The following is a 24,539-nucleotide window of genomic DNA, read 5'->3' on the forward strand; positions in this document are numbered from 1 at the left end:
AAAATTGATGCAAAACTATGCAGAATGAAGATGGACGCAGTGTTAACGCGCCGGTCGGGGCCCTTCATCCTTGGTCGTAGGAAAGGTAAGATATTTCAGCGTCTTGATCCGCAGGTATAGTACCTCGGATCGCGCTGAGGTCGGTCATTGGCCGACGAACCCCGGAGAGGCCCCTTGGTCTACCGCCACACCATCGACGCTACGACCTACACCTTCCCGGACCTGCGCGACCTCCTCGCCAAGGCGACCCCGCCGCGCTCCGGCGACCGGCTGGCCGGCATTGCCGCCGCCAGCGCCGAGCAGACGATCGCGGCGCGGATGGCGCTGGCGGATGTCCCGCTCGGGCAATTCCTGCAGGAAGCCGTCATCCCCTATGAGGCCGACGAGGTCACCCGCCTCATCGTCGACAGCCATGACGCCAGGGCCTTTGCGCCGGTGGCTTCGCTGACGGTCGGCGCCTTCCGCGACTGGCTGCTGTCGGATGCCGCTACTCCCGAGGTGCTGCGCAAGCTTGCCTCCGGCGTCACCCCGGAAATGGCGGCGGCGGTGTCAAAGCTGATGCGCAACCAGGATCTGATCCTGGCGGCCCGGAAATGCGAGGTCACTACCGCCTTCCGCAACACCATCGGCCTGAAGGGCCGGATGAGCACGCGGCTGCAGCCCAACCATCCCTTCGACGACGCCAGGGGCATCACCGCGTCGATCCTCGACGGCATTCTGCTGGGGGCGGGCGATGCCTGCATCGGCATCAATCCGGCCAGCGACGATCCGGCCGTGATCGGGCGATTGCTGCGGCTGCTCGACGAGATCATCGCGCGGCTCAAGATCCCGACGCAAGCGTGCGTGCTGACCCACGTCACCACGACGCTGTCGCTGATCGGGCAGGGCGTGCCGGTCGATCTCGTCTTCCAGTCGGTCGCTGGCACCGAGGCCGCCAACCGCAGCTTCGGCATAGACCTCGCGCTGCTGAAGGAAGGGCAGGAGGCCGGGCTGTCGCAGAAGCGCGGCACGGTCGGCCAGAACGTCATGTATTTCGAGACCGGGCAGGGCTCGGCGCTGTCGGCCAATGCCCATCACGGCGTCGACCAGCAGACCTGCGAGGCGCGCGCCTATGCGGTCGCCCGCGCCTATGCGCCGCTCTTGGTCAACAGCGTGGTCGGCTTCATCGGCCCCGAATATCTCTACGACGGCAAGGAAATCATCCGCGCCGGGCTGGAGGACCACTTCTGCGGCAAGCTGCTCGGCCTGCCGCTCGGCATCGACATCTGCTACACCAACCATGCCGAGGCGGACCAGGACGACATGGACAACCTGCTGACGCTGCTCGCGGCGGCCGGCGTCACCTTCATCATGGGCGTCCCCGGCGCCGACGACGTCATGCTGAACTACCAGTCGACGTCCTTTCACGACGCGCTCTATGTCCGCGACGTCTTCGGCCTGCGCCGTGCGCCGGAATTCGACGACTGGCTGGTGCAGTCGGGTATTGCGGGCGCCGATTTCCGACTTGCCGGCGATGCGGGCCTGCTGCCCGATTTTGCCTCCCGGCTGATCGCCTGACGCGACGGGAGCCTCCGAGCCCGGAGGAAACCATTGGTCCCCTTCGGAATTATGCTCATGCCACAATATTGAGAAATTCCGGCGACAGCATTACGCTATGTGTCTGGCTGGCAATTTCCGCAGCTATGTCGAGTGGCGGGGGAGCTTTGATGCGAGCTGAAAGCAACGGTACGGCCCGGCGGATTCTGTGCGTGTTTCCGCGATACACCTCCTCGTTCGGGACGTTCGAGCATTCCTATCCCCTGACCGACGGCGTCCGCGCCTTCATGCCGCCGCAGGGGCTTTTGCTGCTCGCGGCCTATCTGCCGGAGCGATGGCAGGTCAAATTCGTCGACGAGAACCTCCGCCGTACCACGAAGGAGGAGTTCGAATGGGCGGAAGCGGTGTTCGTCAGCGGCATGCACATCCAGCGCCAGCAGATGAACGACATCTGCCGCCGCGCCCATGAATTCGGCTTGGCCGTCGCGCTCGGTGGTCCCTCGGTCAGCGCCTGCCCGGACTATTATCCGTCGTTCGACTATCTCCATGTCGGCGAGCTCGGCGATGCCACCAACCGGCTGATCGAGATTCTGTCGCGTGACACCTCGCGTCCTGACGAACAGGTGGTGCTGACCACCAAAGACCGCGTGCCGATGACGGAGTTTCCGATCCCGGCCTATGAGCTCGCCGACGTGAAGAGATACTTCCTCGGCAGCATCCAGTATTCCAGCGGCTGTCCGTATGAGTGCGAGTTCTGCGACATCCCCGGCCTCTACGGCCGCAACCCGCGCATCAAGTCGCCGGAACAGATCATCGCAGAGCTCGACCGCCTGCGCGAATGCGGCATGACCGACACGGTCTACTTCGTCGACGACAATTTCATCGGCAACCGCAAGGCGGCGTCGGATTTGCTGCCGCATCTGATCGAATGGCAGAAGAAGACCGGCTATGTGGTGCGGCTTGCCTGTGAGGCGACACTCAACATCGCCAAGCGTCCCGAGATCCTCAAGAAGATGCGTGAGGCCTATTTCATCACGATCTTCTGCGGCATCGAGACGCCCGATCCCGATGCGCTGAAGGCGATGCACAAGGACCACAACATGATGGTCCCGATCCTGGAGGGGGTCCGCACCATCAATTCCTACGGCATGGAGGTGGTGTCAGGCATCATCATGGGGCTCGACACCGACAAGCCGAACACCTCGGAGGCGCTGCTCGCTTTCGTCGAGGAGTCCCGGATTCCGCTGCTCACCATCAATTTGCTGCAGGCGCTGCCGAAGACGCCGCTGTGGGACCGGCTCGAGCGCGAGGGACGCCTGGTCGAGGACGAGGGTCGTGATTCCAACGTCGACTTCCTGCTGCCTTACGACGACGTCGTCGCATCCTGGAAGCACGCCATGGGCGTGGCCTACGAGCCCGAGAAGGTCTATGCGCGCTTCCAGTATCAATGCGACCATGTCTATCCGCACCGCCTCAAGATGCCGGTGCCGGACGAGATGAAGACCTGGGCCAACATCCGGCGCGGTCTCGTCATGATGCGCAACATCTTCTGGAAGGTCGGCGTGCTCGGCGACTACAAGCGCGTGTTCTGGAAGTTCGCGCTCGGGCGCATCAAGCGCGGCGATCTCGAAGGGCTGATCGGCTGCACCCTGATCGCGCACCATCTCATCACCTTTGCGCGCGCGGCATCGAGCGGCAAGCAGAACGCCTCGAACTACTCGATCCGGCTGCGCGAGGCCGCCGTTCCCGCCGAATGAGCGACAAGTCCGTTCCGGCCCGGCCGACCATCGACCTCAAATCATTCACGCCCGCGCGCGTCGCGCTCGGTCGCAGCGGCGCCAGCGTGCCGACCAGCGCGCTGCTCGATTTCACGCTGGACCATGCCCGCGCCCGCGACGCCGTGCATGCGGTGTTCGATGCGCCGCGGCTGGTCGCCGATCTCCGCGCGCTCGGTCTTGCCGTCACCGAGGCGAGGAGCCAGGCCGTCGATCGCCGCGACTATCTGCGGCGTCCCGATCTGGGACGGCAGCTTGATTCCGGCTCCGCGGAGCTACTGGCGCAAAGTGCCTCGGTGCCGTGCCGGCTTGCGATCGTGATCGGCGATGGCCTGTCGGCGGCGGCGGTCCACGCCCATGCGGTGGCGGTGGTGGAGCGCCTGCTGACGCTGCTTGCGGAGGACGACGCTGTCGCGCCCGGCCATGTCGTCGTCGCCTCAGGCGCGCGCGTCGCGCTGGGCGACGAGATTGGCGCGATTCTCGGTGCGCGCATGGTTGTGATGCTGATCGGCGAGCGGCCCGGCCTGTCCGCGCCCGACAGCCTCGGCGCCTATCTGACCTTCGCGCCGCAGCCGGGTCGGTCCGATGCCGAGCGCAATTGCGTCTCGAACATCCACCATGCTGGGTTGAGCTATGACGAGGCCGCCTTCAAGATCGCCTGGTTGGTCCGGGAAGGGATGGCGCGCGAGGTCACAGGCGTGGCGCTGAAGGACGAGAGCGCGGACCGCGCGCCGCGTCGAATCGGCACGGCGCGGCCCGAATGACGGGCGTTTCGGCAAAATCGCCGCATCTTGATCGGTTTGGCCGCCCTTCGCCTGCTTGCGAAAAGGGTGATTGACCTGCTAAACCGCTGCCGGCGATTTTCCGCGCATTTTCAAGGGGCAAGCCTCCCATTGGTATGGCGTTTTCAAGCCGTTCGCGGGGCGCAATAAGCTCACAGACCGAGTCGATTTAGGAACTGGACAAGGCATGCTCGAAAAGCACAGCGAGAGTGAGGTTCATGTCGACAAGGTCGAACAGGGACCTACGTCCTCGATCGCCTTCGGGCTGGAGCGCATCGGCCTGATCGCCGTCCGGGCGCCGATCGTCTCCTGCATCGTCCTGCTCGCGCTGATCGTCGGCGCCGTGTTCGGCATCCACCGGATCAAGATCGACGATTCGCTGTCGCAGCTGTTCCGCTCCGACACCCGCGAATTCAAGCAGTATGAAGAGGTCACGAAGAAGTTCCCGGCCGAGGAATTCGACGTCCTCGTCGTGGTCGAGGGCAAGAACCTCCTGGCGCGGAACAACCTCGAGAAGCTGCGCGACTTCGTCACCGACATGCAGCTGGTCGAGGGTACCCGCGGCCTTGTCTCGCTGTTCTCGGCGCGCCAGGCGCCGGCGCCGGGCAAGCTGCCGGCGGCGCTGTTCCCGGCCGAGCTGCCCGAGGGCGCGGCCTATGACAAGTTCATCGAGACCGTCAAAAACAACGAGATCATCCGCGGCAAGCTGCTGTCCGAGGACGGCACGCTGGCGCTGATCGTGCTGTCGCTCGATCCGGAGGTGGTGGCCTCCAGCAAGCTGACCAAGACCGTCGGCGACATCCGCGCGCTGATGAAGGAAGACCTCGGCGATACCGGCCTCAACGTGCAGCTCTCCGGCGTGCCGGTGATGCAGCTCGAGATCCGCAACGCGGTCGAGCGCGACGGTCTGACCTACAACATCCTCGGCATCCTCGCCGGCTGCGTCATCGCCATCATCTTCTTCCGCAAGATCTCGTTCATGGTGGCGGCGGCGTTCCCGCCGATGATCGCGATCATGCTGGCGCTCGGCGCGCTCGGCTGGGCCAATTTCAATCTCAACATGTTCCTGAACGTGATGACGCCGCTCATCATGGTCATCAGCTTCTCGGATTCGATGCAGCTCACCTTCGCTGCGCGCGACCGGCTGATCGCAGGCCAGGACAAGTTCACCGCGTTCAAGAACGCGGTGCTGGTGGTGGGCCCGGCCTGCGTGCTGACGCACGGCACCGCCGGCATTTCCTTCATCGCCTTGCAATTCTCCGACTCCGACCTGATCCGCAAGTTCGGCGAGGCGGGCCTTGCCGCCACCATCATCGCGCTGGTCGCGGTGTTGTCGCTGGTGCCGGTGTTCGGCGTGCTGCTCGTGCGCAACGAGAAGATGTTCGCGGTCAAGTTCCAGAGCGCCGATGCCGGCGTCCAGGCGCTGCGCAATTTCTGCTACTGGATCGCGGTGCGCATGGTCGGCCGTCCCGGCCTGTTCAGCCTGATCGCGGTGCTGTTCGTCGGCGGCCTCGGCGTGATCTACGCCAACCTCGAGCCGCGCTACCGCCTGGCCGACCAGGTGCCGGACAAGCGCCAGGCCGTCGCCGCCAGCGACCGGCTCGACGCCAAGCTGACCGGCGCCAACCCGGTCAACGTGCTGATCCAGTTCCCCAAGGGCGAATCGCTCTATTCGCCGGAGACGCTGCAGACGATCGCGGACGTGCATTCGACCGTCGAGAAGGCCGCCGGCGTCGGCAACGTCTGGTCGCTTGAGACGCTGCGCCGCTGGCTTGCCGAAAAGGCCGGCAGCGCCGACGTTGCGACACTGAAGGAATATGTGAGCGTGATCCCCGAGCATCTGGTGCGGCGTTTCATCGACGCCGAGCAGGACGCCGTCGTGGTCGCCGGCCGCGTACCGGACAAGGATTCGAGCCAGCTGCTGCCGATCGTCGACAAGCTCGATTCCGAGCTCGACGCCGTCCGCAAGAAGCATCCCGGCTACGAGATCGCGGTAACAGGCCTTGCCGCGATCGCGGCGCGCAACTCGGCCAGCATGATCGAGAAGCTGAACCGCGGCCTCACCGTCGAATTCGCGCTGGTCGCGATCTTCATCGGTCTTGCCTTCCGCTCATGGGTCGTGATGTTCGCCTGCATCCTGCCGGGCATCTTCCCGGTGGTGATGTCGGGCACCGTGCTGTGGGCGATGGGCGAGGGGCTGCAATTTGCCAGCGTCGTCGCGCTCACCGTCTCGTTCGGACTTGGCTTGAGCGCGACCATCCACTTCCTCAATCGCCTGAGGCTCGAAAGCAAGCCGGGCGTCGGCTCGGCGCTCGCGGTGGAGCGGGCGACCGTGCTGGTCGGACCGGCGCTGATCCTGACCACGGTGGTGCTGGCCTGCGGCCTCGTCGTCACCGTGTTCTCCGACCTGCCGTCGCTGCGGCTGTTCGGCTGGCTCAGCGCCTTCTCGATGGTGATGGCGCTTGTCGCCGACCTCTTCATCCTGCGGCCGACGGCGATGTGGCTGATCAACCTGCACGCCAGGCTGCAGGGCCCCGACAAGCCCGCGATCTGAGCGGCTTCATCGCCCGGACATGGAATCGGCGCAGTCTGGACGACTGCGCCGGAGTTCCGGCCGAGGATGCAGCCCATGCGGCACGACAGCTCCATCGTGGCGTTTCAGCAGAAGCGCGGCGGCGATTCAGCCGCTTTTTTCGTCCCGTTCCTGACATCGCAGACGACGCTGCTGGATGCCGGCTGCGGGCCCGGCACCATCACCGTGGCGCTGGCGAGCCTTGTCGGCAAGGCGATCGGGATCGACAACGAGCCGAAGGCACTCGCCGCCGCCAATGCCCTCGCGGCTGAAGCCGGACTGAGCAACCTTGCCTTTGCCGAGGCCGACATGACCGCGCTGCCGTTCGAGGATGGATCGTTCGACGCCGTGTTCTTTCACGCGGTGCTCTACCATCAGAGCCCGGCGCGTCTGACGCGAACGCTGACGGAAGCACGTCGCGTGCTGAAACCGGGTGGCTTCGTCGCAACGCGCGATGCCGATGTCGGCGGGAACGTCCTTCACCCAGAAATCGAGGGCGTGCGCCTCGCGCTCGATCTCTGGCAGCGCTGGTACGAGCACGACGATCCGGCCGCGCTTCGCTTCGGTCGCCGGCAGAGCTCCATCCTTCGCGCGCACGGCTTCACGCCGGTTTGGGCCGGCGCCAGCTACATCAACCACAGTGCCGATGCTGCGAGCCGCAGCGAGGCCGTCGCCGATGCCAGGCGAAGCCTGCTCGGTCTCGGGCCGCTGCTGGTCGGCAAGGGGCTCGCTACGGATCGCGAGATTCAGCTTGCGCTTGCGGGATGGGAGGCCTGGGGAGCCGATCCGGACGCGGTGTATTTCCGGTGCCGCTGCGAATGCGTCGCGCGAAAGGACTGATCCGCGCTCACGCCCCGACGCGGATGATCCCGTACGGATTGAACTTGAAATCGTCCTCGGCGTAGTCCTGTTCGCGCGAGAGCGTGAGCTTGCGGTCGCGCAGCGTCGCCTCGATCCCGCGCTCGGCCATCGCGTCCGCGATCTCGTCCATCAGCTTGACCGCGTCCCGATCGCTGCCGCGCGATTTTGCGACATAGACATCCGGCAGTCCGACCAAGTGGAAGCCGACGCTTTCGTTGTAGCTGTCGCCGCCCAGCGGACGCTTGGCGAAGGCGAGGCGGCAGGTCCGGCTCATCGCTGTCGTGACGGCAAGGCCCTGGTTGGTCTGCGCGGCCGCCTTGCATTCACCGGCCAGTTGCATCCATCGCTTGAGGCCATGGGCGACGCCCGCGCTCTCGCCCTTCACGGCGGTGGCGCCGGCCTCGATCATCTCTTCGACGATGCGCAGGGCCGCCGCCGAATAGGCGACCGATTTTGGCTGCTCCAGCGGCGGGCTCAGCACGTAGAGCACCGCTTTGTGGCTGGCCACGGCCGCTTCGTCGGCGGCGGTCCATGCGTTGGGAAAGACACGGTCCCAGCACACGCCGAACGACCGCTCCATGTGCGGATCGGGTTTGGCTTGCGAATAGGTGCGATCGATCTCGAAGTTGAAATCGGCGATCGTCTTCGCCACCGCCTTCGGCGGATGCAGCAGGCTGTCGTTCCTGCCGAGAAAGCAGAGCACGTGGCGCGGCTTCACTGACGAAGGCTGCATGTCCGTCCCCCGCTGGATTGACGGTTGATCGTCGGCCCACGCCCGGCTGGCGGCGAAGAGTCCGACGGCTTTGAGCAATTGTCTGCGCAGATGGTCCATGTCAGTAAAAAGCCCCCGGCTCGCGAGAACCGAGGGCGCGTCCTTTCGAGGCGGGAAGGGCGATCAGCCCTTCGTCATCGTGATGTTGACGCCGCGGATCTCGCCCTTGGAGCTGATCTGCACCGTCTGCTTGGTGCCGTTGGTGCGCAGCGACAGGTTGGCGGCAAAGCCGTTGGCCTCGACGAACACGTCGATCTGGCCGCCGCCGGCGGTGCCCTGCAGATTGCCGAAGATGTTGCGGTTGGACTCGCTCCAGTTGCCGGAGATCCGCTCGCCCTGGCTCGTCACGTCGCTGGTGAGGTCGAACTTGTAGCTGTCGGAGGCGCAGTGGAGGGCCTGCTTCAGGTTGAGGCCGCTGCCGGCGACCTTGTAGTCCGCCTTGCAGCGGATGCGTTCGGTGGAGCCGTCGGACAGCGACACCGTGCCGGTGCCGGTCCACGCGCCGTCGAACCCGGCAAACGGTCCGGACGACTGAGCGTGGCTTGCCGTAACTGAGAAGAGCAGCGCAGCCCCAATGCCGGCCGCCTTGATCGCCAGTCCAGATCGCCCAAAGAATTTCATCACAAATATCCCGTTTTGGAACGACGTCCGCGCAAGATGAAGGACGTCTCGCCACATCGAAGGTTTAGTGTTCCGAGCCAGTGTCAGGTTCAACGCCGCACGGCCAGAGATGGCCATTCATGCGGGGCCTGCGGCGGAACTGATGCGCGCGATTTGCCGTGTTTCGGTGTGTTTCCGGCCGAAATGGCGGGGCAAGGAGATGCAGCGCTGCAACAGGCGCGCAGTAAAATGCGCGATGCGTGAATTATGACGTAGTATCAACCCCTTACATCTGCCAATGAAGGGACAGGGAAGACCTGATTTGGTGGGCGCGGCGCCAATTTGGCCGCATTTGCCAGTGCTTGTGCCTTCTCCGAGGCCGCTACTTCCGCGGCACTTGCCATCAGAACAATCCGGCCCCGCCGGCCGCCCTGTGCAGTCCGGGATTGGTGCGATTCTGCCGTCAGAATGAAGGAATACAATGCGTAAGCTTCTCGTCGCTCTCACCCTGCTGTCGACCCTTTCGACGACGGCGGCCTTCGCCCAGGCAGGACGCGGCACGGACGCCGAGCAGAAGGCCTGCACCCGCGATGTGCAGAAGTTCTGCCGTCCGGTCATCGACCAGGGCGATTTCACGATCCTCGCCTGCCTCAAGGAAAACCGGGCCAAGATCTCGCAGGCCTGCGACCAGGTCCTGAAGAACCACAACCAGTAAGCTCGGCCACTGGCCCACAAGGGCGGCCCCGGGGCCGCCTTTTCCGGCCGGATCCGCGGGGCTGCCATCGAGAGACAGGATTGGTTTTGTGGCCGTATTCCCCTATATGGGGGGCCGCGGCGGCATCGCCGGCATGAGCCCGCGCGAGCGAAAAACCCCTTCCTGTCCAAACGATTGTAAACCAGCCCTCGATGACCTCTGCGAGCGAATTGCGATCCGGCAAAGGTGACCGCGACGAGAATTTTCCCGTCGCGTCCTGGATCATTCATCCGCGTCATCGCGCGCTGATCCTGGCCTATTACAATTTCGTGCGCACCGCCGACGACATCGCCGACCATGCGAGCCTGCCGGCAGACGAGAAGCTTCGCTATCTCGACCTGCTCGAGGCGGAACTGCTCGGCAAGGGCGACACCCAGGCCGAGGCGGTCGCCCTGCGTGGTGCGCTGGCCGAGCGCGGCATGGCGCCGCGCCATGCGCTCGACGTGCTGATCGCGTTCCGCATGGACGTGACCAAGCTGCGCTACGAGAACTGGGACGAGGTCATCCACTATTGCCGCTACTCGGCGATGCCGGTCGGCCGCTTCATGCTCGACGTCCACGGCGAGAGCACCTCGACCTGGGCCGCGTCGGATGCGCTCTGCGCAGCGCTCCAGATCAACAATCATCTGCAGGATTGCGGCAAGGATTTCCGCGAGCTCAACCGCGTCTATCTGCCGCGCGATGCGCTGGCCGCGAGCGGCGCCTCGGTCGAGCAGCTCGGGCTGACGCAGTCGCCGCCGGAAATGCTAGCTTGCCTGCAAGGTCTCGCCGTGCGCAACGCAGCGCTGCTCGACGAGGGCAGGTCGCTGAGCGCGGAGATCCGGGACTTCCGTCTCGGCGTCGACGTCGCGGTGATCCAGGCCTATGCCGACCGCATCGTGCGCCTGCTCAAGGTGCGCGATCCCTTGCGCGAGCGCGTGCATCTGAACAAGTTCGAGCTTCTCACTTTCAGCCTCGCCGGCATGATCGGCGAAGTCGGCCGTCGCGCGATCGGACGCAAGGCCATTTCCAGACCGGGGACTGCACATGACGCTTGAGGCGACCTCGCCCAGCGCCAATTACGGCTCGACCGCATCGAACAGCTCCTTCTACGCTGCGATGCGGATCCTGCCGCATGACCAGCGCGAAGCCATGTTCCAGATCTACAGCTTCTGCCGCCAGGTCGACGACATCGCCGATTCCGACGGTCCGCGCGACGAGCGCCTCGCCGCGCTTCAGGCGTGGCGCAACGACATCGACGCGCTCTACCAGGGCAATCCGCCGCCGCGGCTGAAGGATTACGTCGCCTCGGTGAAGACCTTTGGTCTGAAGCGCGAGGATTTCCTCGCCATCGTCGACGGCATGGAAATGGACGTGCCGCAGGACATCCGCGCGCCCGACATGGCGACGCTGGATCTCTATTGCGACCGTGTCGCCAGCGCCGTCGGACGGCTGTCGGTGCGGGTGTTCGGCCTGCCGGAAGAGGACGGCATTCTGCTCGCCTACCATCTCGGCCGCGCGCTGCAGCTCACCAACATCCTGCGCGACATCGACGAGGACGCGGGCCTTGGCCGGCTTTATCTGCCGCGCGAGGCGCTGCTGCATGCCGGCATCACCTCCAACGATCCGAACCGCGTCATCGCCGAACGTGCGTTGCCGAAGGTCTGCGTGCCGCTGACGCAGCGCGCGAAGGCGCATTTCGAGAAGTCGGACGAGATCATGAACCGCAACAAGCGTCGCGCTGTGCGCGCGCCGCGGATCATGTCGAAATACTACCACTCCATTCTGGACCTCCTGATCGCGCGCGGTTTCAACGCGCCGCGCGAGCCGGTGCGTGTGTCGAAGGTCACGCGCATCCTGATCCTGCTCCGTTACGCTTTCATCTGATGCAAAAGACAGCTCACATCATCGGCGCCGGAATTTCCGGCCTCTCTGCCGCCGTGCGGCTCGCCAATGCCGGCTTCAAGGTCGCCGTGCATGAGGCGACGCACCAGGCCGGCGGCCGCTGCCGTTCCTATTTCGACGGCGCCACCAATCTCACCATCGACAACGGCAATCATCTGCTGCTGTCGGGCAACAGCCACGCGCGCGCCTATGCGCGCTCGATCGGCACCGAGGCGGGCCTCGTCGGCCCCGAGAGCGCGCAGTTTCCGTTCGTCGACATCAAGACCGGGCAGCGCTGGCAGATCGATCTCGGCACCGGCCGGCTGCCGACCTGGGTGCTCGACGAAAGCCGCCGCGTGCCCGACACCGGGCTCACCGATTATCTCAAGCTGGCGCCGCTGATCTGGGCGTCGGAGGAGACGCTGGTCGGCAAGTCCATTCCTTGCGAAGGCGTGCTCTATCAGCGCCTGGTGCAGCCGCTGCTGCTGGCGGCGCTCAACGTCGATCCGCCCGAGGGCTCGGCCGGGCTTGCCGGTGCGATCGTGCGCGAGACGCTGCTGGCCGGCGGGCAGGCCTGCCGTCCCCTGATCGCGCGCGACGGCCTCAGCGCCGTGCTGATCGAGCCCGCGGTGAAGTTCCTGCAGGAACGCGGCCACACGGTTCAGCTCGGCCACGAGCTGCGCTCGTTCGTGACCGGCGACGGCAAGGCGAGCGCGCTGAATTTCGGCGGCGAGGATGTGATCCAGCTGGGTGAGGGCGACGTCGTCGTGATGGCGGTGCCGCCGCGCGCTGCGTCCAGCTTGTTGCCCGGCCTGAAGACGCCGACCGAATTCCGCGCCATCGTGAATGCCCATTTCCGCTTCGAGCCGCCGCCGGGCTCGGCGCCGATCCTCGGCGTGATCGGCGGCGTCGTGGAATGGTTGTTCGCGTTCCCGAACCGGCTGTCCGTCACCATCAGCAATGGCGATCGTCTCGTCGATATGCCGCGCGAGGAGCTTGCGCAGGCGATCTGGAACGACGTCTGCGAGGCCGGCGGCGTGTCCGGCGAGCTGCCGCCCTGGCAGATCGTGCGCGAGCGCCGTGCCACATTTGCGGCAACGCCGGCGCAGAATGCCCTGCGTCCGGGGCCGGTCACTGCGCTGAAAAACCTGTTTCTCGCAGGCGATTGGACTGCTACGGGATTGCCTGCAACCATCGAGGGATCGGTCCGGTCGGGTGATCGTGCCGCCGATCTGGTTTTGGCCGCCAAAGGATCCTGAAAAGCGGCCCTGACGGGCAATTGTCCCGGTCAATTTCAATCGACTATCGGAGCAATCGAGCGACATGGATTCCGTGAACGCGATCAGCCGCGAAGCCCCGGACTCAGAGATGCTGGAATCGAGCATTGCTTCGGCGAGGGAAGGCGTCCTCGGCTTCCAGCAACCCGACGGCCATTGGGTGTTCGAGCTCGAGGCCGATTGCACCATTCCGGCCGAATACATTTTGCTGCGCCATTATCTCGCAGAGCCGGTCGACACCGCGCTCGAGGCCAAGATCGGCAACTATCTGCGTCGCGTCCAGGGCGCCCATGGCGGCTGGCCGCTGGTGCATGACGGCGAGTTCGACATGAGCGCCAGCGTGAAGGCCTACTTCGCGCTCAAGATGATCGGCGATTCCGTCGACGCGCCGCACATGGTGCGGGCGCGCGAAGCGATCCACGCCCGCGGCGGCGCGATCAACAGCAACGTCTTCACCCGCTTCCTGCTCGCCACCTTCGGCGTCGTGACCTGGCGCGCGGTGCCGGTGCTGCCGATCGAGATCGTGCTGCTGCCGTTCTGGTCGCCGTTCCACCTCAACAAGATTTCCTACTGGGCGCGCACCACCATGGTGCCGCTGATGGTGATCGCCGCGCTGAAGCCGCGCGCGCGGAATCCGAAGGGCGTCGGCATCGACGAGCTGTTCCTGCAGGATCCGCGCTCGATCGGCATGACCGCGAAGGCGCCGCATCAGAGCATGGCCTGGTTCCTGCTGTTTCGTTCGCTCGATGCGATCCTGCGCGTGATCGAGCCGATGTTCCCGAAGAGCCTGCGCAAGCGCGCGATCGACGCCGCGCTCGCCTTCACCGAGGAGCGGCTCAACGGCGAGGACGGCATGGGCGCGATCTATCCGCCGATGGCCAACATCGTCATGATGTATGACGCGCTCGGCAAGGACGAGAACTTCCCGCCGCGTGCGATCACGCGCCGCGGCATCGACAAGCTGCTCGTGATCAAGGACGACGAGGCCTACTGCCAACCCTGCGTCTCGCCGGTGTGGGACACGACGCTGACCGCACACGCGCTGCTGGAGGCCGGCGATGCGCAGGCCGTGCCGGCCGCCAAGCGCGGTCTCGACTGGCTGATCCCGAAGCAGGAGCTCGAGGTAAAGGGCGACTGGGCGGTGAAGCGGCCCGACGTGCGCCCGGGCGGCTGGGCGTTCCAGTACAACAACGCTCATTACCCCGACCTCGACGACACCGCTGTCGTGGTGATGTCGATGGACCGCATGCGCCGCGAGCACGGTGCGACCGGCTATGACGCCGCGATCGACCGCGGCCGGGAGTGGATCGAGGGCATGCAGAGCGACGACGGCGGCTGGGCCGCCTTCGACGTCAACAACCTCGAATATTACCTCAACAACATCCCGTTCTCGGACCACGGCGCGCTGCTCGATCCGCCGACCGAGGACGTCACCGCGCGCTGCATCTCGATGCTGGCCCAACTCGGCGAGACCGAGAAGACCAGCAAGCACGTCGCCGATGGCGTTGCCTACCTCCGCAAGACCCAGCACCCGGAAGGGTCCTGGTACGGCCGCTGGGGCATGAACTTCATCTATGGAACCTGGTCGGTGCTCTGCGCCCTCAATATGGCCGGAGTGGACCACAAGGACCCCATGATGCGGAAAGCCGCCGGCTGGCTGGCCTCGATCCAGAACGAGGACGGCGGCTGGGGCGAGGACGCCGTCAGCTACCGGCTGGACTACAAGGGCTGGGAGGCCGCTCCCTCGACCGCCTCTCAGACGGCATGGGCCTTGCTTGCCCTGATGGCCGCAGGCGAGGTTGATCACCCGGCCGTCGCCCGCGGGGTGGAGTACCTGATTGCAACACAGAACAAAAAAGGACTGTGGGACGAGCAACGGTACACCGCCACAGGCTTTCCTCGTGTATTCTATCTCCGGTATCACGGTTACCCGAAGTTCTTTCCGCTGTGGGCGCTGGCGCGGTACCGGAACTTGCGGAACACCAACAGCAGGGTGGTAGGGGTCGGAATGTGACTTTGGGGACGGGGGACTATCTTACCGCGGGCAATGCGATTGATCCGCGGCCGATCTTGATCGTGACTGGACTGGTTCAGGAGGCCCGTATCGCGGCCGGGCCGGGAATGGCCGTTATCTGCTCGTCCAGCAGCCCGACCCAGTTGCGGGCCCTGCTCACCGTGGTGGACCCCGAAACGATTCGCGGCGTCATCTCGTTCGGCGTGGCCGGCGGGCTCGACCCGACCCTGCGCTCCGGCGATGTCGTGCTGGCCACCGAGGTGCTGGCCGGCGACACCCGCTGGGCCGCTGACCTGTCGCTCGGCGACGACCTGATCGACCGTCTGACCTCGGGCCGCCGCCGCGTTGTGCGCAGCAGCCTCGCCGGTGCCGAGGAAGTGGTCACGGGCCGGTCCTGCAAGGCGGCGCTGCATTCCGAGACCGGGGCTGCCGCCGTCGACATGGAAAGCCATATCGCGGCCGCCTACGCCGCCGAGGCCGGGCTGCCCTTCGCCGCGGTCCGTGTCATCAGCGATCCCGCCCACCGCGCGCTGCCGGCGCTCGCCCGCGCGGCGATCAAGCCGAACGGCCAGATCGACCTCGCCGCCGTGCTGCGCGGCATCGTCCGCAATCCGGCGACGCTGCATGCGCTGGTCTCGACCGGCATCGACTTCAACCGCGCGCTCCGTAGCTTGCGCGGCTGCCGCGACTATCTGATCGGCACCGAGCTCGTGGAGAGCGAGGCGCTGGTGTCGGAGACGATCTGAGCAGGTTGCTCGAACTGACAAAAGAAAAGGCCCGGTCGTGCGACCGGGCCTTTTTTGTTTGATGTCGTAATCCGGATCGAGCGCAGCGCAATCCCGGGCCTTGCAACGCGGAGAGACTGTCCCGGATTTCGCTTCGCTCCATCCGGGCTACAAGGTCGTCTGCTTACGCAGCCGTCGAAGCCTTCCGTGCGGCCTTCGCCTGAGCGGCCTCGGCTTCGTCCTTGCGGATCTCCGACAGCTTCTTCTGGACCTGCTCCGAGAAGATGTACTGCGCCGGGCGCTGCTTCGACATGTCGATCTCCGGCGCCATGGGACCAGAGGTCTTGATGCCGCGCAGCGACACCCACATCGCCTTCAGCGGGTTGTTGAGCGCGGCGGTCGCGGCCGTCGGCTCGTAGCCGCAATGGGCCATACAGTCGGCGCACTTCTCGTACTTGCCGGTGCCGTAGGTCTCCCAGTCGGTGGTGTCCATCAGCTCCTTGAAGGTCTTCGCATAGCCTTCACCGAGCAAATAGCAGGGTTTCTGCCAGCCGAAGATGTTGCGCGCGGGCATGCCCCACGGCGTGCACTCGTATTCCTGGTTGCCGGCGAGGAAGTCGAGGAACAGGCCGGAATGCATGAAGTTCCACTTCTTGCCCTTGCCCATCGCGAAGACGTCGCGGAACAGCTTCTTGGTCTTGGTGCGGTTCAGGAAGTGCTCCTGGTCCGGCGCGCGCTCATAGGCGTAGCCCGGCGACATCGAGACGCCGACACCGAGCTCGACGGTGAGGTCCAAGAACTTCGCGATCTCCTCGGCCGGGTGGCCGTCGAAGATGGTGGCGTTGACGTTGACGGTGAAGCCGCGCGCCTTGGCCGCCTTGATCGCGGAGACGGCGCGGTCGAACACGCCCTTCTGCGACACGGCCTTGTCGTGATGGTCCTTCAGGCCGTCGAGATGGACGGAGAAGAACAAATACGGGGAGGGCTCGAACAGGTCGAGCTTCTTCTCGAGCAGCAGCGCGTTGGTGCAGAGCGAGACGAACTTCTTGCGCTCCACGAGGCCGCGCACGATCTCGCCGATCTCCTTGTGGATCAGCGGCTCGCCGCCGGGAATCGCCACCATCGGCGCGCCGCACTCGTCGGCCGCGTCCCAGCACTCCTGGGCGGTCATGCGGCGGTTGAGGATAGCATCCGGATAATCGATCTTGCCGCAGCCGACGCAGGCGAGGTTGCAGCGAAACAGCGGCTCCAGCATCAGCACGAGCGGATAGCGTTTGCGGCCAAGCAGTTTCTGCTTGAGCAAATAGCCGCCGATACGCATTTCCTTGAAGAAGGGGATAGCCATTACAAGTTTCTTTCTGGGCTTGGAATTCGGGTGGGTCAGCTCGCAGCCAATTGGGCCGGAAGCCTGAATTCGATGTTTTCCTCGCGACCCGGGAGCACCGAGACCTTGACCGGTCCGATTCTCCGCATCGCTTCGATCACGTCATCCACGAGCACCTCGGGCGCCGAGGCGCCGGCCGTGACGCCGACGGTCCTGGCATCTTTCAACCACTCCGGATTGAGCTCGCTGCCATCGGCAATCAGATAACTCGCGACGCCGGCTTCAGTGCCGATTTCGCGGAGCCGGTTCGAATTCGAGCTATTGGCAGCGCCCACCACCAAGATCACGTCGACCAGCTTGCTCAAGTCCCTTACCGCAGATTGGCGGTTCTGTGTCGCATAGCAGATATCCCGGATATCCGGACCTTGAATATCTGTAAAGCGGGCCTGCAGGGCCGAAATGATGTCCCTTGTGTCATCCACCGACAGGGTGGTCTGGGTGATGTAGGCCACTGGCGTATCCGCCGGCAGCGTCAGGGCGTTAACCTCTTCAACGCTTTGAACAAGCAGCACGGGGGCGGGAACCTGGCCCATCGTGCCCTCGACCTCGGGGTGGCCGGCATGGCCGATCAGGACCAAAGTGCGGCCCCTGGTGATGTAGCGCTTCCCCTGATTGTGAACTTTCGTGACCAGCGGGCAGGTGGCATTGAGCACCGGAAGGTCGCGCGCGGCGGCCTCTTCCTCGACGCTGCGGGCGACGCCATGGGCGCTGAAAACGGTCACGGCCTTCGGCGGAACCTCGGACAGCTCCTCGACGAAGATGGCGCCTTTGTTCTTCAGGCTTTCGACCACGTATTTGTTGTGTACGATCTCATGGCGCACGTAGACGGGCGGGCCGTACTTCTCCAGCGCCCGTTCCACGATCTCGATCGCACGCACCACGCCCGCGCAAAAGCCGCGCGGTTGCGCTAGATAAACTTCCATGGGACGCCCATCACGCAAGTTGCACCAATCCGCTTCGTAAAGTCCCCGGCGGCACCCCGGCACTGCCAATGAGTTGCAATAACCGCACCATCGGCCTCGCGCACGCGGTAACCGCCCACCCCAACTGGGCCCGGCGCATGGAGGCACAGCACTTTGTGTCAAAAAATCGGCAAAAAGGAAAGGTGCGATGAAACCGGGTTCCGTGCTGGTTCAATTTCAGGGTATTATAATACAGTAATGGCTCTGGGCAAAATGGCGACATTTGTGCTCACTGCATCGCCACTTTCCCGCCTCAACTCCCCGGCTATACCGACCGCCCCGCATGATTTTGCTACGGTCTCCCGCCGTTTACCTCGAACCTTCTTGCGGCGAGAGCCACTCAAAACAGCAATAGGTTTCGCCCGGGAACTCCGATAAACAGCGGGCGTTTCCGGCAAGCTGTTAACCGCAGAAAGAAAAGAAGTGCTGCAAAGCGTCGTCGTTGCCATCGTCAGGGCCTGCACCCGGTTTGCCTCCCTCGTCGTCGTTCTCGGGCTCCTGCTGTCGGTGGGCGCGGGCTATTACGCGTCCCGGCACTTCGCCATCAACACCGACATCAATTCGCTGATTGCCCAAAATCTGGACTGGCGCCAGCGCGACCAGCAGTTCGACCGCGCCTTCGACCGCGATGCGACGATCACGGCGGTCGTCGAGGCGAAGACACCGGAGATGGCGACCGCGGCTGCGGACGCGCTGTTTTCCAAGCTGAAGGACGACAAGACCAACTTCCAGTCGATGCAGCAGCTCGGCACGGGCGAGTTCTTCGAGAAGAACGGCTTGCTGTTCCTGCCGACCGAGGAAGTTGCCAAAGCCACCAGCCAGTTCGAAGCCGCTGCGCCCCTGATCGAGATCATGGCGGGCGATCCCTCGATCCGCGGGCTGACCGGCGCGCTGGAGACCGGGCTTGCCGGCGTCAAGCGCGGCCAGGTTAAGCTCGACAATACCGCGCGGCCCTTCAACATGATCGCGCAGACGGTCGAGACCGTGCTCAACAAGGGCAATGCCAGCTTCTCCTGGCGCGAGCTCGTCAGCGACGAGCCGCTCTCCGACGCCGACAAGCGCGCCTTCATCGAGTTCAAGCCGATCCTCGACTACAACGCGCTGGAGCCCGGCAAGGGCGCCACCGACGCGATCCGCAAGGCCGCCGTCGATCTGGATTTTGCGACCAAATACCAGGCGCGCGTGCGGCTGACCGGCCCGGTCCCGATCGCCAACGAGGAATACGCCACCGTCCAGGAGGGCGCCGTCGTCAACGGCGTCGGCACCGTCCTGGTCGTGCTGCTCATCCTGTGGCTGGCGCTGCATTCGGCGAAGATCATCTTCGCCGTGTTCATCAATCTCTTCGTCGGCCTTGCGATCACGACGGCCGCCGGCCTGATGATGGTCGGATCCTTCAATTTGCTGTCGATCGCGTTCGCCGTGCTGTTCGTCGGCCTCGGCGTCGATTTCGGCATCCAGTACAGCGTTCGCTATCGTTCGGAGCGCTTCAAGCACAACGACCTTTCGGGGGCGCTGGTGCTGGCGGCGAAGCGCTCGGCGGTGCCGCTGTCGCTCGCGGCGATGGCGACCGCGGCCGGCTTCCTCTGCTTCATGCCGACCGACTACAAGGGCATCGCGGAGCTCGGCCAGATCGCCGGCGTCGGCATGCTGGTGGCGTTCATCTCGTCGATCACCGTTCTGCCGGCCATGCTCAAGCTGCTCAACCCGCCCGGCGAGAAGGAGCCGGTCGGTTACGCCTTCCTGGCGCCGCTCGATCACTTCCTCGAGAAGCACCGCGTGCTGGTCGTGGGCGGCACCCTGCTGTTGGCGCTCGCCGGCCTGCCGCTGCTCTATTTCATGAAGTTCGACTTCAACCCGATGAACCTGCGCAACCCGAAGGCCGAGTCGATCGCGACCTTCCTCGACCTGCGCAAGGATCCGAACACCGGCGCCAATGCCATCAATGTGATGACCACGTCGGAGGAGCAGGCAAGACAGGTCGAGGCGAAGCTGGAGAAGGTGCCCGAGGTGCTGCGGGTGATGTCGCTCGACAGCTTCGTGCCGCAGGACCAGGCGCCGAAGCTGAAGCTGATCGCGCAGGGCGCCAAGGTGCTCAATCCCGCGCTCAACCCCGACCAGATCGACGCGGCGCCGACCGACCAGGAAAACGTCGAGGCGCTGAAATCCTCGGTGGAGAATCTGCGCCGGACCGCCGGTGACGCGAAGGGCCCGGGCGCGATTGCCTCGCGCAGGCTGGCGGATGCACTCGAGAAGCTCGCCAATGGCGACGAGGCCACGCGCAACAAGGCGCAGGACGTGTTCGTCACGCCGATGAAGATCGTGTTCGACCAGCTCAGGAACGCGTTGCAGGCAGGTCCCGTCACCCTGAGCTCGTTGCCGCCCGATCTGGTCAACGCCTGGAAGAGCAAGGACGGCATCATCCGCGTCGAGGCGCTGCCCAAGGGCGATCCCAACGACAACGACACGTTGCGCAGATTTGCGGCGGCGGTGCTCGCGGCCGAGCCGACCGCGATCGGCGGCCCGGTCTCGATCCTGAAATCCGGTGACACCGTGGTGAAGGCGTTCATTCACGCCGGCATCTACGCGCTCTTGGTGATCGGTCTCCTGCTGTGGATCACGCTGCGCCGCTTCGTGGACGTGCTGATGACGCTGGTGCCGTTGCTGGTGGCCGGTGCGGTCACGCTCGAGATCTGCGTGCTGATCGGCCTGCCGCTCAACTTCGCCAATATCGTCGCGTTTCCGCTGCTGCTCGGCGTCGGCGTCGCCTTCAAGATCTATTATGTCGTGGCCTGGCGCTCTGGCAGAACAAACCTGCTTCAGACCAGCCTGACGCGCGCGATCTTTTTCAGTGCGCTGACGACGGCAACTGCGTTCGGCAGCCTGTGGCTATCGAGCCATCCCGGTACGTCCAGCATGGGCAAGCTGCTCGCACTCTCGCTGGTGACGACGCTTGCCGCTGTGCTGCTGTTTCAGCCCGCCCTAATGGGCAAACCCCGCAATCTCCGGGAGTAGGCAGATGTCGCCGACGGGGTCGGCGGCGCTCTTCTGACCGGGCTTGGCTGCGCCGGCGGCCTTCGGGGCTGCGGGCGCAGGCGCGGTGGCGCCGGTCGTAGCCTGAGCGGTGGCTTGGGGCGCTGCAGCCTGCGGTTTTGGCGCCGCGCCGGACTTCGGCGCGCCCTTGGCCATGGCATTGGCGGTGCTCAAGGGAATCGGCGGGCTGACCCGGGTCCAGGTCTCGCCACCGCACAGGAAGCCCATCACGCAGCCCTTGATTTCGAGCTGATCGGAACCAATCGGCGTGATGGTCGCACTGTAGAGCTGGCCGTCCTTGGCGTTGTAGACCTGTCCTTCCCACAGATCGGCGCCGGGCTTTTTCTTCATGTCGATCAGGGTCGCCATGCCGAGTGTCGGTCTGGTCTTTTTCGACGCGTCGGGATTGTTTTCATCGCGGCCGCCGGGCTGTTTCTCCCAGGAAACGGCACCCCACATGCTGCCATTGCATTGGGCGACACGGATATTGGCGACGCCGTCGGCGACCCGCCAGTCGCCGGTCGGATCGGCGGCGAGGGCGGGAGTCAGGCAGGTGTAACCACCAGCCAGTATTAGTCCGGTGTAAAGGGCTAAACGCATGATAGTTCCTTGGCAGTGCAACATGGTCTAAAGCTGTGCTTGCGAAGATGGTCCGAAAAAGGGCAAAAGGCCGCACTGACCGTTTTCAGTCAACGGTCCGTTTTCAGTTGACGAGACGGCCCTCAACCGAAGTATGTAGCGGATGCACAGTCCAAATCCAGACATGTCTCAGCTGTTCGCGGACCGGCAGGCCCAGCGCAGCACCCTGCATAATCGGTATCTGAACGAGCAGTTCGTCCGGGTCCTGAAGACCATCGGTTACGATGTCGGCTTCCAGAAGGGGCAGGGGCAGTACCTCTACGACCGCGAGGGCGCGCGCTATCTCGACCTGCTGTCCGGCTTTGGCGTGTTTGCGATCGGGCGCAACCATCCGGTGATGCGCGAGGCGCTCAAGAGCGTGCTCGACGCCGACCTGCCGAATCTCGTCCAGTTCGACGTCTCGACGCTCGCCGGCGTGCTGGCCGAGCGCCTGCTGAAATACGTCCCGTATCTGGACAAGGCGTTCTTCGCCAATTCCGGCGCCGAATGCGTCGAGGCCGCGATCAAGTTCGCGCGAGGCGCGACGGGGCGTCCCGGCATCGTCTACTGCGCCCACGGCTATCACGGCCTGACCTATGGTGCGCTGTCGCTGACCGGTGATTCGAACTTCCGCACCGGCTTCGAGCCGCTGCTGCCGGGCTGCACCTCGATTCCGTTCAACGACCTGGCCGCGCTGGAAAAGGCGCTGGCCTCGCGCGAGGTCGCAGCGTTCGTCGTCGAGCCGATCCAGGGCAAGGGCGTCAACATGCCCACCGACGAATTCCTGCCGGGCGCGGCCGCGCTCTGCAAGAAATACGGCACGCTGTTCGTCGCCGACGAGATCCAGACCGGCATGGGCCGCACCGGCCGCTTCCTGGCGGTCGAGCACTGGAACGTCGAGCCCGACATGGTGCTGCTGTCGAAGTCGCTGTCCGGCGGCCACGTGCCGGTCGGCGCGGTGCTGACGCGCAAGAGCATCTTCGACAAGATCTTCAACCAGATGGACCGCGCGGTCGTGCACGGCTCGACCTTCTCGAAGAACGACCTCGCGATGGCCGCGGGCATCGCCACGCTCGACGTCATGGAATCCGAGAAGCTGATCGAGTCCGCCGCCAAGCGCGGCGCCGAGCTGCGCCTCGCGCTGACGCGCATGGTGCCCGGCTACGAGCTGATGAAGGAAGTCCGCGGCAAGGGCCTGATGATCGGCGTCGAGTTCGGTCCGCCGAAGTCGCTCCGCCTGCGTGCGTCGTGGAACGTGCTGGAGGCTGCCAACAAGGGCCTGTTCTGCCAGCTCATCACCGTGCCGCTGTTCAAGGATCACAAGATCCTGACGCAGGTCGCCGGTCACGGCAGCCACACCATCAAGCTGCTGCCGCCGCTCACCATCACCGAGGAAGACTGCAGCTGGATCGAGAAGGCGTTCGACGACGTCATCGCCGGCAGCCACAAGGTCCCCGGCGCGATCTGGTCGCTCGGCAAGACGCTGGTGGACAACGCGGTGCGGCGGTCGGCCTGAGGCCTTCGCCGCGGCGTGGTGTCGCGACGTGCGACCTGCTGAAGCAGCCCGCCTCCTGAAACTCCAAATCGGCACTTACTTTCCCGGCATTGACCTGACCGGGAGAGGAGTGAGCACATGCCTGTGACTGGCGGCTGTCATTGCGGCGCGATCCGCTATGAAGTGAACGGCGACACGATGGTGCACGCGCTCTGCCATTGCACGGATTGCCGTCGCCACTCCGGCGCACCGATGGTCGGCTGGGCGATGTATCCGCGCGACGCGGTCAAGGTGGTGCGCGGCCAGCCCAGGATCTATCATTCCTCCGAGCATGGACGGCGGCACTTCTGCGCCGATTGCGGCACGGGACTGTTCTACATCAACGAGAACCTGATGCCTGGGATCATCGACATCCAGAGCGGCACCTATGACGACCCCGATGCCGTTCCGGCCGTGATGCACATCCAGGTCGCCGAGCGGATTGGCTGGATGGAGCGGGCGCATGAACTGCCCGTGTTTGAACGGTTTCCTCCGCTCGACTAAGGGCATCTGCGGTACGGCACCATCTATCAGGCCGCCCTCGGCTTGTTCACTGTCTCGATGCTGTCGAGCGCTTTGCCGAGATCGCGTTTGGCGATCTGGATGTCGTAATCGTTCTGAAGATTGAGCCAAAGCTCGGCGGTCGTGCCCAGCGCCTTGCCAAGCCGAAGGGCAGTGTCGGCGGTGATCCCGGTCTGCTCACTCGCAATCCGCTCGATACGCGTGCGCGGCAGGCCGCATGCCTTGGCGAGAGCGCCGGCGGACATGTTCAGCGGGATCAGAAATTCTTCCCGCAGAACCTCGCCAGGATGCATGGGCTTGAGTTTCTTGGCCATCGTCGCGCTCTCCTAGTGATAGTCCACGATCTCGACCTCTGCAGGCCCCTGTGCGGTCCAAACGAAGCACACCCGGAACTGGTCGTTGATTCTGATCGAGTGCTGCCCCTTGCGATCGCCCGTGAGGGCTTCGAGGCGGTTGCCGGGCGGTGCCCTCAAGTCGCTGAGTTCACCTGCCGCGTGAAGATAGCGCAATTTCCGGCGCGCAACCTTCACCAGATCGGCCGGAAAGCCCTTGGGGCTTTCGCCGTTAAAGACCGCTTCAGTTGTTTTGTCCCGAAACGTCCTGATCACGCGAGCAATGTATCATGAACTGATACACACGCAAGGAATTTGTATCAGCTCTTGATACATCTTCAGCCTGCCCTTCCGCGAGCAACGCTGGTGGCGCCTCAGCATCGCCCGGCATAGAGCCAGATATGCATCAGGTTCAGGGTTACGAGACCGGCGAATCCTGCGAGTACGGCGAGGCCGCCGAACCACACCCATTGCTTGCGGTCTTTCAGGGCAAGCCATGCGGCGCAGCCGGCGGCGAACATCGATGGCAGGCTGGTGCAGACAATCAGTAGCGGAATCATTTCTGTCCTCCTTGATTGCTGCAGTCTGCAGCGCCGCGCTCAGGAGGACCGTGAGACCCCTCACGG

General features: G+C 64.7%; 22 protein-coding genes. 14 read left to right on the forward strand and 8 right to left on the reverse strand.

What is annotated here, in order from left to right; all coding sequences use genetic code 11:
- Positions 1 to 174: 174 nt before the first annotated feature.
- From VGR99_RS16170 to VGR99_RS16190, 5 genes are all read left to right on the forward strand, one after another.
- A complete protein-coding gene (locus tag VGR99_RS16170; protein WP_326899584.1) occupies positions 175 to 1,557 on the forward strand; it encodes an ethanolamine ammonia-lyase subunit EutB in 1,383 nt (460 codons plus the stop codon).
- A 149-nt stretch (positions 1,558 to 1,706) separates the two neighbouring features.
- A complete protein-coding gene (locus VGR99_RS16175) occupies positions 1,707 to 3,293 on the forward strand; it encodes a B12-binding domain-containing radical SAM protein (RefSeq protein WP_326899585.1) in 1,587 nt (528 codons plus the stop codon).
- Entirely contained in the window at positions 3,290 to 4,075 is a 786-nt protein-coding gene (gene eutC, locus VGR99_RS16180; RefSeq protein ID WP_326899586.1) for an ethanolamine ammonia-lyase subunit EutC, read from the forward strand. Before VGR99_RS16175 ends, eutC begins: the two co-directional genes overlap by 4 nt.
- A gap of 205 nt (positions 4,076 to 4,280) precedes the next feature.
- Positions 4,281 to 6,647: an efflux RND transporter permease subunit gene (locus VGR99_RS16185; protein ID WP_326899587.1), complete on the forward strand. Its 2,367-nt coding sequence runs from the start codon at positions 4,281 to 4,283 to the stop codon at positions 6,645 to 6,647.
- A 75-nt stretch (positions 6,648 to 6,722) separates the two neighbouring features.
- Positions 6,723 to 7,505, forward strand: a complete 783-nt coding sequence (locus VGR99_RS16190) for a class I SAM-dependent methyltransferase (protein ID WP_326899588.1) — start codon at positions 6,723 to 6,725, stop codon at positions 7,503 to 7,505.
- Positions 7,506 to 7,512: 7 nt separating this feature from the next.
- Here the strand turns inward: VGR99_RS16190 and VGR99_RS16195 are convergent, their stop codons facing one another.
- Complete coding sequence (locus VGR99_RS16195) at positions 7,513 to 8,358, reverse strand: hypothetical protein (protein WP_326899589.1); 846 nt, start codon at positions 8,356 to 8,358, stop codon at positions 7,513 to 7,515.
- A gap of 63 nt (positions 8,359 to 8,421) precedes the next feature.
- Positions 8,422 to 8,919, reverse strand: coding sequence for a hypothetical protein (locus VGR99_RS16200; RefSeq protein ID WP_326899590.1), 498 nt, complete (start codon positions 8,917 to 8,919; stop codon positions 8,422 to 8,424).
- A 460-nt stretch (positions 8,920 to 9,379) separates the two neighbouring features.
- On the opposite strand from VGR99_RS16200, the gene VGR99_RS16205 reads away from it, so the two are divergent.
- The 6 genes from VGR99_RS16205 (at position 9,380) to VGR99_RS16230 (ending at position 15,552) form a co-directional block, all read left to right on the forward strand.
- The gene (locus tag VGR99_RS16205; RefSeq protein WP_326899592.1) at positions 9,380 to 9,613 is read left to right on the forward strand and encodes a hypothetical protein; all 234 of its coding nucleotides are present in this window, start codon (positions 9,380 to 9,382) and stop codon (positions 9,611 to 9,613) included.
- A 191-nt stretch (positions 9,614 to 9,804) separates the two neighbouring features.
- Complete coding sequence (hpnC, locus tag VGR99_RS16210; RefSeq protein ID WP_326899593.1) at positions 9,805 to 10,689, forward strand: squalene synthase HpnC; 885 nt, start codon at positions 9,805 to 9,807, stop codon at positions 10,687 to 10,689.
- Complete coding sequence (gene hpnD / locus VGR99_RS16215) at positions 10,679 to 11,518, forward strand: presqualene diphosphate synthase HpnD (RefSeq protein WP_326899594.1); 840 nt, start codon at positions 10,679 to 10,681, stop codon at positions 11,516 to 11,518. Before hpnC ends, hpnD begins: the two co-directional genes overlap by 11 nt.
- Positions 11,518 to 12,774: a hydroxysqualene dehydroxylase HpnE gene (hpnE, locus tag VGR99_RS16220; protein ID WP_326899595.1), complete on the forward strand. Its 1,257-nt coding sequence runs from the start codon at positions 11,518 to 11,520 to the stop codon at positions 12,772 to 12,774. Before hpnD ends, hpnE begins: the two co-directional genes overlap by 1 nt.
- Positions 12,775 to 12,838: 64 nt before the next feature.
- On the forward strand, positions 12,839 to 14,806 hold the full coding sequence (gene shc, locus VGR99_RS16225; protein ID WP_326899596.1) for a squalene--hopene cyclase: 1,968 nt from the start codon (positions 12,839 to 12,841) through the stop codon (positions 14,804 to 14,806).
- Positions 14,803 to 15,552, forward strand: a complete 750-nt coding sequence (locus VGR99_RS16230) for a phosphorylase (protein ID WP_326899597.1) — start codon at positions 14,803 to 14,805, stop codon at positions 15,550 to 15,552. The genes shc and VGR99_RS16230 overlap by 4 nt, the downstream gene beginning before the upstream one ends.
- Positions 15,553 to 15,715: 163 nt before the next feature.
- On the opposite strand, the gene hpnH is transcribed toward VGR99_RS16230, so the two are convergent.
- The gene (hpnH, locus tag VGR99_RS16235; RefSeq protein ID WP_326899598.1) at positions 15,716 to 16,876 is read right to left on the reverse strand and encodes an adenosyl-hopene transferase HpnH; all 1,161 of its coding nucleotides are present in this window, start codon (positions 16,874 to 16,876) and stop codon (positions 15,716 to 15,718) included.
- Between the two features lie 35 nt (positions 16,877 to 16,911).
- Positions 16,912 to 17,838, reverse strand: coding sequence for a 4-hydroxy-3-methylbut-2-enyl diphosphate reductase (ispH, locus tag VGR99_RS16240; RefSeq protein ID WP_326899599.1), 927 nt, complete (start codon positions 17,836 to 17,838; stop codon positions 16,912 to 16,914).
- A 462-nt stretch (positions 17,839 to 18,300) separates the two neighbouring features.
- Between ispH and VGR99_RS16245 the strand changes: the two genes are divergently transcribed.
- On the forward strand, positions 18,301 to 20,889 hold the full coding sequence (locus tag VGR99_RS16245) for an MMPL family transporter (protein WP_326899600.1): 2,589 nt from the start codon (positions 18,301 to 18,303) through the stop codon (positions 20,887 to 20,889).
- Here VGR99_RS16245 and VGR99_RS16250 read toward each other — a convergent pair.
- Complete coding sequence (locus VGR99_RS16250; protein ID WP_326899601.1) at positions 20,857 to 21,507, reverse strand: DUF2147 domain-containing protein; 651 nt, start codon at positions 21,505 to 21,507, stop codon at positions 20,857 to 20,859. The genes VGR99_RS16245 and VGR99_RS16250 overlap by 33 nt on opposite strands.
- A 142-nt stretch (positions 21,508 to 21,649) precedes the next feature.
- On the opposite strand from VGR99_RS16250, the gene hpnO reads away from it, so the two are divergent.
- The gene (gene hpnO / locus VGR99_RS16255) at positions 21,650 to 23,041 is read left to right on the forward strand and encodes an aminobacteriohopanetriol synthase HpnO (RefSeq protein ID WP_326899602.1); all 1,392 of its coding nucleotides are present in this window, start codon (positions 21,650 to 21,652) and stop codon (positions 23,039 to 23,041) included.
- A gap of 117 nt (positions 23,042 to 23,158) precedes the next feature.
- A complete protein-coding gene (locus VGR99_RS16260; protein WP_326899603.1) occupies positions 23,159 to 23,563 on the forward strand; it encodes a GFA family protein in 405 nt (134 codons plus the stop codon).
- A 26-nt stretch (positions 23,564 to 23,589) separates the two neighbouring features.
- Here VGR99_RS16260 and VGR99_RS16265 read toward each other — a convergent pair whose 3' ends face one another.
- From VGR99_RS16265 to VGR99_RS16275, 3 genes are all read right to left on the reverse strand, one after another.
- On the reverse strand, positions 23,590 to 23,895 hold the full coding sequence (locus VGR99_RS16265; RefSeq protein WP_326899604.1) for a HigA family addiction module antitoxin: 306 nt from the start codon (positions 23,893 to 23,895) through the stop codon (positions 23,590 to 23,592).
- A 12-nt stretch (positions 23,896 to 23,907) separates the two neighbouring features.
- A complete protein-coding gene (locus VGR99_RS16270; protein ID WP_326899605.1) occupies positions 23,908 to 24,189 on the reverse strand; it encodes a type II toxin-antitoxin system RelE/ParE family toxin in 282 nt (93 codons plus the stop codon).
- A 98-nt stretch (positions 24,190 to 24,287) separates the two neighbouring features.
- On the reverse strand, positions 24,288 to 24,473 hold the full coding sequence (locus VGR99_RS16275; protein WP_326899607.1) for a hypothetical protein: 186 nt from the start codon (positions 24,471 to 24,473) through the stop codon (positions 24,288 to 24,290).
- Between the last annotated feature and the right edge of the window lie 66 nt (positions 24,474 to 24,539).

The organism is Bradyrhizobium sp. (assembly GCF_035935975.1).
Classification (GTDB): domain Bacteria; phylum Pseudomonadota; class Alphaproteobacteria; order Rhizobiales; family Xanthobacteraceae; genus Bradyrhizobium.

Coding starts and splice junctions, on each gene's coding strand:
- VGR99_RS16175 (WP_326899585.1), top strand. CDS start 1,707: ATGCGAGCTGAAAGCAACGGTACGGCCCGGCGGATTCTGTGCGTGTTT.
- eutC (WP_326899586.1), top strand. CDS start 3,290: ATGAGCGACAAGTCCGTTCCGGCCCGGCCGACCATCGACCTCAAATCA.
- VGR99_RS16185 (WP_326899587.1), top strand. CDS start 4,281: ATGCTCGAAAAGCACAGCGAGAGTGAGGTTCATGTCGACAAGGTCGAA.
- VGR99_RS16190 (WP_326899588.1), top strand. CDS start 6,723: ATGCGGCACGACAGCTCCATCGTGGCGTTTCAGCAGAAGCGCGGCGGC.
- VGR99_RS16195 (WP_326899589.1), bottom strand. CDS start 8,358: ATGGACCATCTGCGCAGACAATTGCTCAAAGCCGTCGGACTCTTCGCC.
- VGR99_RS16200 (WP_326899590.1), bottom strand. CDS start 8,919: ATGAAATTCTTTGGGCGATCTGGACTGGCGATCAAGGCGGCCGGCATT.
- VGR99_RS16205 (WP_326899592.1), top strand. CDS start 9,380: ATGCGTAAGCTTCTCGTCGCTCTCACCCTGCTGTCGACCCTTTCGACG.
- hpnC (WP_326899593.1), top strand. CDS start 9,805: ATGACCTCTGCGAGCGAATTGCGATCCGGCAAAGGTGACCGCGACGAG.
- hpnD (WP_326899594.1), top strand. CDS start 10,679: ATGACGCTTGAGGCGACCTCGCCCAGCGCCAATTACGGCTCGACCGCA.
- hpnE (WP_326899595.1), top strand. CDS start 11,518: ATGCAAAAGACAGCTCACATCATCGGCGCCGGAATTTCCGGCCTCTCT.
- shc (WP_326899596.1), top strand. CDS start 12,839: ATGGATTCCGTGAACGCGATCAGCCGCGAAGCCCCGGACTCAGAGATG.
- hpnH (WP_326899598.1), bottom strand. CDS start 16,876: ATGGCTATCCCCTTCTTCAAGGAAATGCGTATCGGCGGCTATTTGCTC.
- ispH (WP_326899599.1), bottom strand. CDS start 17,838: ATGGAAGTTTATCTAGCGCAACCGCGCGGCTTTTGCGCGGGCGTGGTG.
- VGR99_RS16250 (WP_326899601.1), bottom strand. CDS start 21,507: ATGCGTTTAGCCCTTTACACCGGACTAATACTGGCTGGTGGTTACACC.
- hpnO (WP_326899602.1), top strand. CDS start 21,650: ATGCACAGTCCAAATCCAGACATGTCTCAGCTGTTCGCGGACCGGCAG.
- VGR99_RS16260 (WP_326899603.1), top strand. CDS start 23,159: ATGCCTGTGACTGGCGGCTGTCATTGCGGCGCGATCCGCTATGAAGTG.
- VGR99_RS16265 (WP_326899604.1), bottom strand. CDS start 23,895: ATGGCCAAGAAACTCAAGCCCATGCATCCTGGCGAGGTTCTGCGGGAA.
- VGR99_RS16275 (WP_326899607.1), bottom strand. CDS start 24,473: ATGATTCCGCTACTGATTGTCTGCACCAGCCTGCCATCGATGTTCGCC.